Origin of the sequence: Duganella radicis, assembly GCF_009720825.1 — a bacterium.
Classification (GTDB): Bacteria; Pseudomonadota; Gammaproteobacteria; order Burkholderiales; family Burkholderiaceae_D; genus Rugamonas; species Rugamonas radicis.
This window is the reverse complement of record NZ_WNKY01000004.1, coordinates 30,711-43,940: the sequence shown is the minus strand read 5'-3', so window position 1 is coordinate 43,940 and position 13,230 is coordinate 30,711. Positions and strand designations below refer to the sequence as shown.

Annotated in this window: 11 protein-coding genes; 8 read left to right on the top strand and 3 right to left on the bottom strand. The window is 63.8% G+C overall.

Annotated elements, in window-relative coordinates; translation table 11 throughout:
• Positions 1–61: 61 nt before the first annotated feature.
• Complete coding sequence (locus tag GM676_RS06270; RefSeq protein WP_155462577.1) at positions 62–850, top strand: alpha/beta fold hydrolase; 789 nt, start codon at positions 62–64, stop codon at positions 848–850.
• On the opposite strand, the gene GM676_RS06265 is transcribed toward GM676_RS06270, so the two are convergent.
• Positions 838–1,350: an Lrp/AsnC family transcriptional regulator gene (locus GM676_RS06265; RefSeq protein ID WP_155462576.1), complete on the bottom strand. Its 513-nt coding sequence runs from the start codon at positions 1,348–1,350 to the stop codon at positions 838–840. The genes GM676_RS06270 and GM676_RS06265 overlap by 13 nt on opposite strands.
• 131 nt (positions 1,351–1,481) lie before the next feature.
• Here GM676_RS06265 and GM676_RS06260 point away from each other — a divergent pair, with 131 nt between their 5' ends.
• The 5 genes from GM676_RS06260 (at position 1,482) to GM676_RS06240 (ending at position 6,199) form a co-directional block, all read left to right on the top strand.
• The gene (locus GM676_RS06260; RefSeq protein ID WP_155462575.1) at positions 1,482–2,669 is read left to right on the top strand and encodes an amino acid aminotransferase; all 1,188 of its coding nucleotides are present in this window, start codon (positions 1,482–1,484) and stop codon (positions 2,667–2,669) included.
• Between the two features lies 1 nt (position 2,670).
• Positions 2,671–2,967, top strand: a complete 297-nt coding sequence (locus tag GM676_RS06255; RefSeq protein WP_155462574.1) for a 4a-hydroxytetrahydrobiopterin dehydratase — start codon at positions 2,671–2,673, stop codon at positions 2,965–2,967.
• Complete coding sequence (gene phhA, locus GM676_RS06250; RefSeq protein ID WP_155462573.1) at positions 2,954–3,808, top strand: phenylalanine 4-monooxygenase; 855 nt, start codon at positions 2,954–2,956, stop codon at positions 3,806–3,808. The genes GM676_RS06255 and phhA overlap by 14 nt, the downstream gene beginning before the upstream one ends.
• Before the next feature lies 1 nt (position 3,809).
• Positions 3,810–4,877 (top strand): 4-hydroxyphenylpyruvate dioxygenase, encoded by a 1,068-nt coding sequence (hppD, locus tag GM676_RS06245; RefSeq protein WP_155462572.1) that lies wholly within the window; start codon positions 3,810–3,812, stop codon positions 4,875–4,877.
• A gap of 224 nt (positions 4,878–5,101) precedes the next feature.
• A complete protein-coding gene (locus GM676_RS06240; RefSeq protein WP_155462571.1) occupies positions 5,102–6,199 on the top strand; it encodes an ABC transporter substrate-binding protein in 1,098 nt (365 codons plus the stop codon).
• On the opposite strand, the gene GM676_RS06235 is transcribed toward GM676_RS06240, so the two are convergent.
• The gene (locus tag GM676_RS06235) at positions 6,186–7,802 is read right to left on the bottom strand and encodes a GMC family oxidoreductase (protein WP_155462570.1); all 1,617 of its coding nucleotides are present in this window, start codon (positions 7,800–7,802) and stop codon (positions 6,186–6,188) included. The two genes, GM676_RS06240 and GM676_RS06235, sit on opposite strands and share 14 nt — an antisense overlap.
• Before the next feature lie 109 nt (positions 7,803–7,911).
• On the opposite strand from GM676_RS06235, the gene GM676_RS06230 reads away from it, so the two are divergent.
• Entirely contained in the window at positions 7,912–8,928 is a 1,017-nt protein-coding gene (locus GM676_RS06230) for an AraC family transcriptional regulator (RefSeq protein WP_155462569.1), read from the top strand.
• Here GM676_RS06230 and GM676_RS06225 read toward each other — a convergent pair.
• The gene (locus GM676_RS06225; protein ID WP_229262560.1) at positions 8,898–11,888 is read right to left on the bottom strand and encodes a sensor histidine kinase; all 2,991 of its coding nucleotides are present in this window, start codon (positions 11,886–11,888) and stop codon (positions 8,898–8,900) included. The genes GM676_RS06230 and GM676_RS06225 overlap by 31 nt on opposite strands.
• A 171-nt stretch (positions 11,889–12,059) precedes the next feature.
• Between GM676_RS06225 and GM676_RS06220 the strand changes: the two genes are divergently transcribed.
• Entirely contained in the window at positions 12,060–13,214 is a 1,155-nt protein-coding gene (locus GM676_RS06220; protein WP_155462568.1) for an ABC transporter substrate-binding protein, read from the top strand.
• Positions 13,215–13,230 lie beyond the last annotated feature (16 nt).

The window sequence follows — 13,230 nt, the reverse complement described above, 5'->3', positions numbered from 1 at the left end:
CAGGGCGCATCCAGACATCAGCCGCCCCAGCGGCAGCCGAGCGCTGGTGTATGATGCCCCCATGCCCGAACAAGTATTCAATCTTGCCACGCCGCACGGTCAATTGCATGCGCGCTGCTGGACGCCAGCCGATGCGACGTGCGCGGGCCGAACGCCCATCATCCTGTTCCACGATTCGTTGGGCTGCGTCGCTTTGTGGCGCGATTTCCCCGCTTTGCTGGCCGAGGCCACCAGCCGCAAGGTGATCGCCTACGACCGCTTCGGCTTCGGCCAGTCGGCGCCGCATCCGGGCGGCTGGTCGATCCATTTCATTGAAGACGAGGCGCGCCTGTACTTTCCCTTGCTGCGCAATGCTTTGAACATCGGCCGCTTCGTCGCTTTCGGTTACAGTGTGGGCGGCGGCATGGCCGCCAGTTGCGCGTCACTGTATGCCGATGACTGCGACGCCCTGATCACCATGTCCGCACAGGCGCAAGTCGACCGGGGCATCGTCGACGGTCTGCGGCAGGCGCAAGCCGCCTTCGCGCAACCGGGTCAACTGGAACGCCTGGCCAAATATCACGGCGACAAGGCAGCGTGGGTGCTGCACGCATGGCTGGACACCTGGCTGTCCACCGGCTTCGCCGATTGGCGCATCGGGCAAAGCGCGCCGCACGTCCGCTGTCCGTTGCTGGCGCTGCACGGCGACCGTGATGAATACGGCTCGCTGGAGCACCCGCGCCTCATCGCCCGCTTGACCAGCGGCCCGTCGCAAGTCGTTGTCCTGCCGGATTGCCATCACTCGCCGCAACGCGAATATCCTGCGCTGGTGCTGCAAGCCGTGCGGCGGTTCCTCGCTCAGGTGAACTGAATGCGCTTGCGGGTCTCGGTCGGCTGCATTACGTGATCCAGCGGCAGCATGTGCGTGTGCTTGATCTTGCGCAGCGTGACGGTGGACTTCATTTGCGCCACGCCGGGGATGCGCAGGATCTTCTCCGTCATGAACCTGGACAGCGACGCCAGATCCGGCGCCACCACGCGCAGATGGTAGTCGGCGCGGCCGGCCAGCGTGTAGCATTCGGTCACCTCGGCCAGCTCCGCCACTTCCTTCTCAAAACGTTCGCTGGCGGACGGGCTGTGATGATCCAGCGTCACCTCGGTGAACGCCAGCACATCCAGACCCACCGCCACCGGATCGATGATGGCCGCATAGTGGTCAATCACGCCGCCTTCCTGCAAGCGCTGCACCCGCCGGCTCACCTGCGAGGTGGACAAGTGGATCTTGTTGCCCAGGGCGCTATTGGTGGCCTGGCCGTCGCGCTGGAGCTCGGTCAGCAGTTGCAAATCGAACTTGTCGATGGTGGTGATCATTTTGTGCGCCTCGGTTGGTGTATGTGAGTAATTTGTGCGTAGATTATACAAAACTCCGTTAAAAGCGGTTACTTTTCCCGGCTTTTGAGGTTTAAGCTCTTCCTGTTTTCATCATAAAAACAGGAGACGAAATGTTTCGGCATATTGAAGCATTTGCTGGGGACCCCATCCTCACGCTCAACGAGCAATTCGTCGCCGATCCTCGGCCGGCAAAGATCAATCTGAGCATTGGCGTGTACCTCAACGACGAGCAGCGCATTCCGTTGATGGGCGCTGTTGCCGCCGCAGAAAAGCAGCTGGCCCAGTCGTTCCACCCGCACCCCTACCTGCCAATGGCCGGCTCGCCCGCCTACCGCGAACAATCGCGCAAGCTGGTGTTCGGCGGTGCCAACGCGGAACGCATCGCCACCATTCAGACCCTGGGCGGCTCGGGGGCGCTGAAAGTCGGCGCCGACTTTCTCAAGGCATGGTTCCCGCAAGCCCGCGTGTGGGTCAGCGATCCAACCTGGGACAACCACAAAGGCATCTTCGGCGGCGCCGGTTTTGAAGTCAAAACCTATCCGTACTATTCGCCCGCAACCCACGGCGTGGCCTTCGACGCCATGCTGGACCAACTGCGCGGCCTGCCGGCCGGCGACGTCGTGGTGCTGCACGCCTGCTGCCACAATCCGACCGGCGCCGACCTCAACCCGCAGCAATGGCGCGAGCTGGCGCTGGTGGTTCAGGAGCGCAGCCTGCTGCCGTTCTTCGACATCGCCTACCAGGGCTTTGGCGGCGGCATCGAAGAAGACGCATTTGCGATCCGCCATTTTGCGGAGCAGAATATCCCTTTGCTGGTCGCCAGTTCCTACTCCAAGAATTTCGCCATCTACGGCGAGCGTTGCGGCGCGCTGCACGTCACCTGCAAGGACGCCGGCGAAACGGCGAAAGTGCTGGGCCAACTGCAATCGGCCGTGCGCAAGAACTACTCCAGCCCACCAGGCTATGGCGCGCGCGTGATCGGCGCCGTGCTGCAAGACGCGCAGCTGCGCGCCCAGTGGGAACAGGAACTGACCGCCATGCGTGTGCGCATGAAGCACATCCGCTCCGCGCTGCACGCCGAGTTGCAAGCGCGCCTGCCGGGCGGCGATTTTGAATACCTGCGCATCCAGCAGGGCATGTTCAGCTTCACCGGCTTGCCGGTCGAACAAATCCGCAAACTGCGCGATGAACATGGCGTGTATCTGATCGATTCCGGCCGCATGTGTCTGGCGGCCCTGAGCAACGCGGGCGTGGCGCCGGTGGCGCAGGCCATGGTTCAAGTCATGACGGAGAATTGAGATGGAAAAAATCGACCTCACCAAAGTACCAGTGCCGCAAGGCTGGACGCTGGCGGCGGACCAGCTGTCCATCAGCCGCGACTTCAAGTTCGCCGGCTTTGTGGAAGCCTTCGCCTTCATGAGCGCCGTCGCGCTGACGGCCGAAAAGCGCAACCACCATCCCGAGTGGAGCAACGTCTACAACAAGGTGAGCATCACCTGGACCACCCATGATGCGGGCGGTCTGACGCAGCGCGATATCGACATGGCGCTGTTCTGCGACGCCGCCGCGAAAGGTCACGCTCATGCATCTGTCTGACCTGCCGCCGGGCCAGCGCGACGACTGGACCATCGACCAGCAATGGGACAAATACACGCCGCAGCAGCACGCGGTGTGGAAAACGCTGTTTGAACGCCAGAGCAAGCTGCTGGAAGGCCGCGCCTGCAATGAGTTCCTGGCCGGCATGCGCGCGCTGCCGATCGCCCCGGACAAGATCCCGGACTTCCGCCTGCTGAGCGAAGTGCTGATGCGGCACACCGGCTGGCAAGTGGTCGCCGTGCCGGGACTGGTGCCGGACGAAGTGTTCTTCGAACACCTGGCCAACCGCCGCTTCCCGGCCGGCCAGTTCATACGCAGCGCCGACCAGCTGGACTACTTGCAAGAGCCGGACGTGTTCCACGACGTGTTCGGCCACGTGCCGCTGCTGATGAACCCCATCATCGCCGACTACATCCAGGCCTATGGCGTGGGCGGCCTGCGCGCCAAGGAAAAGGGCGTGCTGGATCTGCTGGCGCGCGTCTACTGGTACACCGTGGAATTTGGCCTGGTGCAGCAGAAGGACGGCCTGCGTCTGTATGGTGCGGGCATCGTCTCCTCCTACACCGAATCGATCTTTGCGCTGGACGATGCCTCGCCCAACCGCGTGCGCTTCGACCTGCCGCGCGTGATGCAGACCGACTATCGCATCGACGACTTCCAGGAAACCTATTTTGTCATTCGCGATCTCGACGAGCTGCTGCAACTGGCGCACACCGATTTCGCCCCGCTGTACGAACAGGTACAGCAAAAGCCGGTGCTTCAGCCGGGCACCATCCTGCCCGAAGACGTGCTGGTCACGCGCGGCACTGGCAGCTATCACAACTTTAAAAAGGAAAAATAACATGGCAGACTTGTTCGACAACCCTATGGGCCTGATGGGCTTTGAATTCGTGGAATTCGCTTCGCCGGTGCCAGGCCTGCTGGAAACCGTGTTCGCGCAACTGGGCTTCACCAAGGTGGCGAATCACCGCTCCAAGAACGTGCAGCTGTACCGCCAGGGCGGCATCAACTTCATCATCAACCAGGAGCCTAACAGCCCGGCCGCCTACTTCGCGGCGGAGCATGGCCCGTCGGCCTGCGGCATGGCTTTCCGCGTGCGCAATTCGCACCAGGCCTACAAGCGCGCGCTGGAACTGGGCGCACAGGCCATGGACATGCAGACCGGCCCGATGGAGCTGCGCCTGCCGGCCATCAAAGGCATCGGCGGTGCGCCGCTGTACCTGATCGACCGCTTTGAAGACGGCGCCTCGATCTACGATATCGATTTCGAATTCATCGAGGGCGTGGAGCGCCACCCGGCCGGCCATGGCTTGCAGATCATCGACCACCTGACCCACAACGTCTATCGCGGCCGCATGAGCTACTGGGCTTCGTTCTACGAGCGCCTGTTCAACTTCAAGGAAATCCGCTACTTCGACATCAAGGGCGAATACACCGGCCTGACCTCGCGCGCCATGACCGCGCCGGACGGCAAGATTCGCATTCCGCTGAACGAAGAGGGCAAGGCCGGCGGCGGCCAGATCGAAGAGTTCCTGATGAAGTTCAACGGCGAAGGCATCCAGCACATCGCGCTGCTGAGCGACGACCTGATCGGCACCGTCGACAAGCTGCGCGCCGCCGGCGTACCGCTGATGACCGCGCCGCCAGCCACCTACTATGAAATGCTGGACAGCCGTGTGCCGGGCCACGGCGAAAATGCCGACGAGTTGCAAGCACGCGGCCTGCTGCTGGACGGCTCGGTGGTGGACGGCAAGCCGCGCCTGCTGCTGCAAATCTTTTCCGAGACCCAGCTGGGCCCGGTGTTCTTCGAGTTCATCCAGCGCAAGGGCGACGATGGCTTCGGCGAGGGCAACTTCAAAGCCCTGTTCGAGTCCATCGAGCGTGACCAGAAACGCCGCGGCGTGATCTGATCCGTGTGGCTACGCTGCGACAATATTGTCACTTGCTTCATGCTATTTGCACTGTATGACGAAACGTTGTGCGTGCGCTATTGAAATGTGTTGCTTGGAAGGATACTGTGGGACCGGGTTCTCATCCGCATCTTTGAGTTACCGCCGGGCTGGTCCCGGCGGACTGCGAAAGGAATAAAATGAAACGCGCCGCCCGTACTGTCCTTCTGAGTCTCTTCTTTGCCATGATGTCCGTCGCCCGTGCGGAAACCGGCGTCACCGCTACCGAAATCAAAATAGGCATGGCCAATGCCCAGTCCGGTCCCACCGCCGCCCTCGGGCAAGGCATCAAGGCGGGCAGCGAAGCTTATTTCAAGAAGGTCAATGCCGCCGGCGGCGTCCATGGCCGGAAGATCACCCTGATCAGCGAGGACGATGGCTATGACCCGCAGCGCACCGCCACCGCGACCGAAAAGCTGATCAAGAAAGACGGGGTGTTCGCCCTGTTTGGCTATGTGGGCACGCCCACCAGCAAGGCCGCGCTGTCGCTGGTCAACGACAACAATGTGCCGTTCTTCGCCCCATTCACCGGCGCGGAATTCCTGCGCGCGCCGCTGAATAAAAATGTCTTTAACATCCGCTCCTCCTACTTCAACGAGATTGAACTCCAGGTCGAGCGTCTGGTGAGCGATGCCGGCATTACCAAGATCGGCTTGTTCTATCAGGAAGACACCTATGGCAAGGTCGGCAAGGAAGGTCTGCAATTGTCGCTGCAAAAGCGCAAGCTGAATATCACCGGCGAAGGCCATTACCTGCGCAATACCGAGGACGTCGATGCCGGCCTGGCGGCGCTGTTGCAGGCCAAGCCGGAAGCGGTGCTGATGGTCGGCACGTACAAAGCCTGCGCCGCGCTGGTGCAGAAGGCCCATGCCGCCGGCTTCAAGCCCAAATTCTTCAACCTGTCGTTTGTCGGCACCGCCAACTTCATCAAGGCGGCCGGTGACGCCGCCGAGGGCGTTTACATTACCCAGGTGGTGCCGTCGCCGTTTGATGACAGCCTGCCGATCGTCAAGCAGTATCAGGCCGACATGAAGGCTTCCGGCGTCAGCGACTACGACTATACCTCGTTTGAAGGCTATATCGACGCAGTGGTGCTGGTGGAAGGCCTGAAGAAAGCCGGCGCCGATCTGACGCGTGCCGGCCTTCTCTCGTCGCTGGAAAAGTTAAGCAGCAACTTTGGCGGACTCGATATCGCCTTCGGCCCGCAAGACCACCAGGGCCTGAACAAGGTGTATCTGACCAAGGTACAGAAAGGCAAGGCGGTTACGGTCAGCAAACTGTAAGCTGACGCATCCACTCCGCCGCGCGTTCGGCGATCATGATGGTGGGCGCGTTGGTATTCCCGCTGGTGATTGTGGGATACACCGAAGCGTCCACCACCCGCAAGCTGTGCAGACCATGCACGCGCAGCTGCGGGTCCACCACCGCCATCTTGTCGGTGCCCATCTTGCAGGTGCCGACCGGATGGTAAATGGTGTCGGCGCGCGCGCGGATCTGTGCCGCCAGTGCCGTATCGTCGTTGAAATCCACCGGATAGAGATTGCGCGGCATGTGCCGGGCCAGCGATGGCGCGTTCACGATGGCGTCGGTCTTGCGCGCGCCGGCCATCAGCAGCGACACATCGTCCGGATGCGACAGGAAGCGCGGATCGATGCGCGGCGCCGACAACGGATTCGCATCGCGCAGCCCCACCTCGCCGCGCGACTTCGGCCGCAGCACGCACACGTGGCAGGAAAAGCCGTAGCCGTAGCGCAGCTTGCGCGCATGGTCGTCCACCATGGCGATCACAAAGTGCAGCTGCAAATCGGGCCGCTCCAGCTGCGGCGACGATTTGATAAAGCCCGCGCCTTCCGCATACGGCGTGGCGATCATGCCTTGTCCGGTCTTGCGCCATTTGGCGATTTCCCTGGTCACGCGCAGCACGCCGCCCGGCGCCAGCGCGAACAAGTCCTTTTCCTTGCACTGATAGGCCAGGATGTAATCCAGATGGTCTTGCAGGTTCTTGCCCACGCCGGGCAGGGCGTGATGCACGGGAATGCCATGCCGCGCCAGTTCCTGCGGATCGCCGACGCCGGACAGCATCAGCAACTGCGGCGTGTTGAAGGCGCCGCCGGCCAGCGCCACCTCCCTGCGCGCGCGCACCTGCGACACCACGCCGGCGCGTTTGATTTCAACGCCGGCGGCACGGCGGCCATCGAACAGCACGCGCGTCGCTTGCGTCTCCGTCAGCACCGTCAGGTTGTGGCGGATGTCCTGTACCGGATGCAAGTAGGCCGCGGCAGCCGAACAACGCTCGCCGTTGCGCGCACCGCCGTGGAATTGCGTCACCTGATAATGGCCCACGCCTTCCTGCTGCGGACCGTTGAAATCATGATTGCGCGGATAGCCGCACTCCACGCCGGCGCGCACGAAGTCCTCGGTGATGCTGCGCGGGTTGCGCTGCTCGCCGACTTGCAGCGGGCCGTCGGCGCCATGCAGATCGCAGGCGCCGCGCTGATTGCCTTCGGCGCGCTTGAAGTAGGGGAGCACGTCATTGAACGACCAGCCGGTGGCGCCATTCCGGTCCCAGTCGTCATAGTCCTGGCGCTGGCCGCGGATGTACAGCATGGCGTTGATGGCGCTGGAACCGCCCAGGCAGCGGCCGCGCGGCTGGTAGCCACGGCGGCCATTCAGGCCGGGCTGCGGCTCGGTCTCGAAAGCGTAGTTGTTGATCCGGGGCCGGCCCGGCACCATGCTTGCCACGGCCGCCGGCGCGCGCACCAGAATGCCGCGGCCATCGCCGCCGGCTTCGATCAGGCACACCGACACATTCGGATCTTCGCTCAGGCGCGCGGCCAGCGTTGCGCCGCCCGAGCCTCCACCTACGACGACAAAATCAAATTCCATACTGGTCCTGGCCTCTATGTTGTAGTGTGATTGCAGCATGGTAGGGTGCGGGTGCATATGGGACGAGGTGGATTATTGACATTAAATAGTCATTTATTGACAATGAACCATGCGCTCCCAAGAATTCACACTCCCGGTTCAGTACATCCGCCAGATCGCCGACCAGGTCGCGCGCATGGATGCGCGGATGCCTGCCTCGTTCCGCCGCAAGCGCTGGGATGCCGTGCCCGCCGGCGATGTGCAGGTGCTGGCGCTGGACGAATTCGAGCAACTGGTGCAGGACGCCATCAGCGCCACCGGCGAACCGGCCTTCGGCCTGCTGGTGGGGGAGCGCATGCAGATCAACAGCCACGGCATGCTGGGTTACGCGGCCATGAACAGCGCCACCCTGCGCGACGCTATCGCGCTGATGGAGCAGTACCTGCAAATCCGCACGCAACTGGTGCGGGTGCGCCATGCCGCCGTGGATGGCGCGGTGCGCATCATCGTCGAGGAAGCCATTCCGCTGCAAGTGGTGCGGCGCTCGGTGCTGGACACCATTGTCCTCACCATCAAGAATCTGTTCGACCATATCACCGGCGGCGCGGTGCGCACGCTGCATGTGTGCTTTCCACTTGAGCAGCCGCCGTATGCGGCGCTGGCGGAGGAGATGTTCGGCTGCCCTGTGCGGTATGGCCAGCCGTGGTGCGGCTTTGCCTTCGCCGCCGATGGACTTGACATCCCGCTCAGCATGGCCGATCCGGTCACGCTGCGCCAGGCCATTCAGGTTTGCCAGATAGAGCTGGACAAAAGCGCCCAGCGGCAAAGCTGGGCCGGCAAGCTGCAACGGCTGCTGCTGGAATCGCAAGGCAGCTTCCCCTCGCTGAACGTGGCGGCACGCCTGTTCAACGTCACGCCGCGCACCCTGCACCGGCGGCTGGTGGAGGAGGGCACATCCTACCGCGCCGTGATCGACGAGGTACGCCTGCGGCTGGCGGTCGAGCATCTCAAGCTGGGCAAGCTGTCCGTCGATGAAATAGCCTTCACGCTGGGCTATACCGACACCGCCAACTTCCGCCGCGCCTTCATCCGCTGGATGGGCGTGTCGCCGTCCGCCTACCGCGCTGCCGCCTGGGCTGGCTCATAGGCGTTGCGCGCCTGTAGCACCAGCGAGACCTCCGTGCCCTGCGCCGGACGGCTGACAATGGCCAGTTTGGCCGCAATGCAGCCGGCCCGCTCGCGCATGCCCACCAGTCCCCAGTGGCCGGGGCGCTGGCCGGCATTCAGCGTGTGATCGTCCAGTCCCCGGCCGTCGTCGCGCACGCTCAGGCTGAATTGGCGCGGCGAGTACGCCAGTTCCAGCCTGATGTTCTTTGCTTCCGAGTAGCGCGAAGCGTTGTACAGCGCTTCGCGCGCAATCGCATAGACTTCCTCGTGCACGTCCGGCCGCAAACGGACCGGCGTGCCGCGCACTTGGACGCTGAAAGTGTGCCTGCCATGTTCCGCCAGCCATTGGCCGAACTGCGCCAGACCCGGTCCCAGGTCGTCCGGCGAAGAAGCGGCGCGCAAATCCATGATTTGATCGCGGCCGTCGACCAGCAGCTGTTCCGCCATCTCCAGTGTTTTTTCCAGACGCACGCGGTCCTGCGAGCCGGGGGCGTACTTGTTGGCGTACATCTGGAAGCTCAGGATCAATCCCTGCACGCTTTGCAGCAGCGTGTCGTGCAGCGCGCGCGCAATCCGTGAACGCTCCGCCATGCGCGTCAGGAAGGTGTCCCGCATGCGCCGCGTGATCACCCGCACCCGCAGCAGGTAGGCGCCCCACACCAGCAGCAGCGCGCCCAGCGCCAGCAGCACGATGAACCACGGTGTTTGCACAAAGGTCGGAGGAATGCGGATGTCGAGCGCCGCGCCCTGGGTGTTCCAGACGCCGTCCTCGTTGGCGGCGATCACCTCGAAGCGGTAATTGCCCGGCGGGAGATTGGTGTAGTAAGCCTCGCGCCGGCCGTGCGGTTCCTCCCACCTGTCGTCCAGTCCCAGCAAGCGATACCGGAAGCGCACGCGCTCCGGTATCGACAGGCTGAGCGCCGTGAACGACACCGAGAACTGCTTGCTGCCCTTGGGCAGTTCCAGCTGGCGCACGTCGTCGACCTGGAATCTCTGGTCGCCCGCTTCCACGCTGCGCAGGTACACCGGCGGCGGCAGCGGATTGCGCCGCACGTGCGAGGGATCGATCTGCGCCACCGTGTAGTCGGTGGTGAACCACAAATGACCATCGCGGGTGCGCAGCAGCGAAGGGTTGGACGGGATCTGTTGCGCATGGCCGCGCAGACCGTCCAGCGCATCGAATCGTTCGAAGTCCACGGCGGCGCGGCCGTCCTGCCGCCACGCGGCCAGCGCACCCGCACCGACGCGGTAGATGCCATCTGCCCCGTTCAGCCATAGCTCGCCGTCCGGCAGGCGCACAATGCCGGAGACGCCACGGAAGGTTTCCTCATTCCTGCCACGCAGTTGCTGGAAGCGGCCATCGCGGTACAGGAACACGCCGCGCTCGCCGCCGACCCAGATGTCGTTGCCATCGCGGTACAGCTGCATCACGATGCCGGCGCCCAGGCCATTGCCGCCATCCAGCCGCCTGAGCGTGGGGCCGCCCTGTTCATTTTCGCTGAGCAGGGTGATGCTGTTGTCGGCGTGCGCCATCCAGATGGCTCCCTGGGTGTCGGTGGTCATTGAGGACGTCATTTCCCTGGGCAGGCCCGCCAGGCCGCCATCGCGCGTCCAGACCCCCTTGTTCATCCTGAACAAGCCGCCGCCGTGGAAGGAAACCCAGACGGCGCCGTCGCGTGTCGACTGGATGGCGTGCGCCAGGCGGTTCTGAAAGCCTTCCGGCAGCGGGAAGGCGGTGACCGTGCCGTCGGCCGCGCGGCGCAGCAGCTGGTTGTTCCATGCGTACCAGAACACGCCGTCGGCGCTCCAGTGGGTGGCGCCGATCTGGCCGCTGGCGATGTGGCGCGACACGCCGTTGCCGTCCACGCTGCGCAGGCCATTCCAGATATCGCCCACCCAGGTCGAGCCGTCGGGGCCGGGCAGGATGGCCGGGCCTTCCAGTTGCAGTTCCGGCGTTACCGGCTTGAGCCGGTTTGGCCGCAGGCGGTCGACGCCGGTGGCGGTGCCCAGCCAGAGATTGCCTTCGCGGTCCTGGAAGATGGCGCCGGGCGTGGTGCCGCTCAAGCCGTTTTGCGGTGTCAGCCTTTGCGCCGGCGAACTGGGGCCAAGGTCCAAGCGGCGTTCCAGGCCTTCGTTTTGCAGCACCCACATCACGCCATCGCGGTCGAAGCGCAGGCCGCGCCCCCTGAAGGCTGGCGCCGGCAAACCGGGGTGCGCCGGCCGGGTGGTCTGCACGCGGTAGTAATTGCGCCGCGGGTCGCAGGCCCAGATGGCGCCGTCCGGCGCCTCCGCCATGGCGTACAGCAGGGTGCGCGGCCAGGCCTGATGAAAGGCGGTCTCGCCGGGACGGCGGTAGTAAATGCTCTCCATGGTGGCGATCCACTGCGTGCCGTCGCCGGCGAGCAGGATCTGGAACACGCCTTTTTTCGGCAGGCCCACATCCCCGCCCAGCCGTTCGATGCGGTCGCCCGCAGGCAGCAGGCGCGCCAGGCCGCCGCGCGCGCCTATCCACACCGAGCCATCCGGCGCCGGTTCGAGATGGAACACAATGCCGCCAGGCAGGCCGTCTGCCTCGCTGAAGGTGCGGGTATAGCCCTTGCGGAACACGCTGACGCCGCCCAGCTGGTAGCCGACCAGCAGTGCGCCGTCCGCCGTGGCGGCCAGGCCGATCAGGATGTTGGATTTGAGCGGATGGCCGTAGACGCTGTCCACGCGCTCGAAGCGCACGCCGTCGTAGCGCCACAGGCCGGCGGGCGTGGCCATCCACAGCCAGCCGTCGCTGGTCTGGGCGAACTTCATGACATCCACCGGCGCGCCATCCAGCACGCTCCAGGCCTTGTGGTTGTAATCCGACAGCAGCGGCATGGCGGCCGTGGCCGTCGTCAGCTGCGCGCTGAGCAAGGCGATGCAAAGGAAACGCCAGAGGTGACCGAGTATCATCCGTAAATCGCGGGGGAGAAAACAGCACTATAGCTTATCGCTGCCCCGGCGGCGCCTGGCGGCTTGGCAGGGAATCCGGAATTCGCATAAACGTTATTCGGTTTATTCCATTTTAAAATTCTCGATAGTCCACGATCATGTTTCATACAAAACTCAAACAATGGAGACCATATGAAACACGTGCTGATCGCGGCGTTATGCCTGTGCGCTGGCGCCGTCCATGCCGATACCGTCCGTATCGGCGTCATCACCTCGCTGAGCGGGCCGGCCGCGCAGAGCGGTGAACAGATGCGGGCCGGGATCGATACCTGGATGCGCATGAACGGCGGCCAGGCGGCCGGCAGGAAAATCGAAATCCTTTACAAGGACGACACCGGTCCGCAGCCGGAAGTGGCCAAGCGGCTGGCCACGGAGCTGGTCAGCCGGGACAAGGCGGACATCCTGGCCGGCTTCGTGTTCACGCCGAACGCCATCGCCGCGGCCGGCGTCAGCGAGCGTGCCAAAAAGCCGATGGTGATCATGAACGCGGCGGCATCGGCGATCACGGCGCGCTCGCCTTATCTGACCCGTACTTCCTACACCATTGCGCAGTCGGTGCAGCCGCTGGCGCAATGGGCCTACAAATCCGGCTCGCGCCGGGTGTTCTCCATTGTGGCCGACTACGCGCCCGGGCATGATGCGGAGGCGTGGTTCAACAAGAGTTTCCAGGCCGCGGGCGGGACCATCATCGATTCGGTGAAAGTGCCGCTGGCCACGGTGGATTTCAGCGCCTTCATCCAGCGCATCAAGGATGCGAAGCCGGATGCGGTTCACGTGTTCCTGCCAAACGGCCAGCCGATGGTGGCCTTCATGAAGGCGTATCGCGAGAAAGGGCTGGACAAGGCCGGCATCCGCTTCCTGGGCGGCGAGGGTTGGGCCGATGAGGATGTGCTGACCGCTGCGGGCGAGGCCATGGCCGGCATCTACACGGCTGGTTTTTATGCCTTCTCGCGTCCCGGCGCCGACAACGCCGCCTTCATGGTGGCGTTTGCCAAAACCGTGAACAACCGCTTCAAGCCCAATTTCCAGGCCGCTTCCGCCTACGATGGCATGGCGCTGATCGCCGCCGCGCTGGGCAAAACCGGCGGCAAGACGGACGGTCTGGCGTTTATCGGCGCGGTCAAAGGCTACAAGGCGGCCAGCCCGCGCGGCACGGTCATGATCGATGCGCAAACCAACGACATCGTGCAAACCATCTACATCCGCCGCATCGACAAACTGGCCAACGGTAGCTATGGCGCGGTGGAGATCGACCGCTACGACGCGGTGAAAGACCCGACCAAATAGCTGGATTTTGTAATTT

Excerpts from the sequence above, each read along its gene's own strand:
- GM676_RS06240 (WP_155462571.1), top strand. The coding sequence starts at position 5,102 with ATGATGTCCGTCGCCCGTGCGGAAACCGGCGTCACCGCTACCGAAATC.
- GM676_RS06265 (WP_155462576.1), bottom strand. The coding sequence starts at position 1,350 with ATGATCACCACCATCGACAAGTTCGATTTGCAACTGCTGACCGAGCTC.
- GM676_RS06255 (WP_155462574.1), top strand. The coding sequence starts at position 2,671 with ATGGAAAAAATCGACCTCACCAAAGTACCAGTGCCGCAAGGCTGGACG.
- GM676_RS06270 (WP_155462577.1), top strand. The coding sequence starts at position 62 with ATGCCCGAACAAGTATTCAATCTTGCCACGCCGCACGGTCAATTGCAT.
- phhA (WP_155462573.1), top strand. The coding sequence starts at position 2,954 with ATGCATCTGTCTGACCTGCCGCCGGGCCAGCGCGACGACTGGACCATC.
- GM676_RS06260 (WP_155462575.1), top strand. The coding sequence starts at position 1,482 with ATGTTTCGGCATATTGAAGCATTTGCTGGGGACCCCATCCTCACGCTC.
- GM676_RS06235 (WP_155462570.1), bottom strand. The coding sequence starts at position 7,802 with ATGGAATTTGATTTTGTCGTCGTAGGTGGAGGCTCGGGCGGCGCAACG.
- hppD (WP_155462572.1), top strand. The coding sequence starts at position 3,810 with ATGGCAGACTTGTTCGACAACCCTATGGGCCTGATGGGCTTTGAATTC.
- GM676_RS06220 (WP_155462568.1), top strand. The coding sequence starts at position 12,060 with ATGAAACACGTGCTGATCGCGGCGTTATGCCTGTGCGCTGGCGCCGTC.
- GM676_RS06225 (WP_229262560.1), bottom strand. The coding sequence starts at position 11,888 with ATGATACTCGGTCACCTCTGGCGTTTCCTTTGCATCGCCTTGCTCAGC.
- GM676_RS06230 (WP_155462569.1), top strand. The coding sequence starts at position 7,912 with ATGCGCTCCCAAGAATTCACACTCCCGGTTCAGTACATCCGCCAGATC.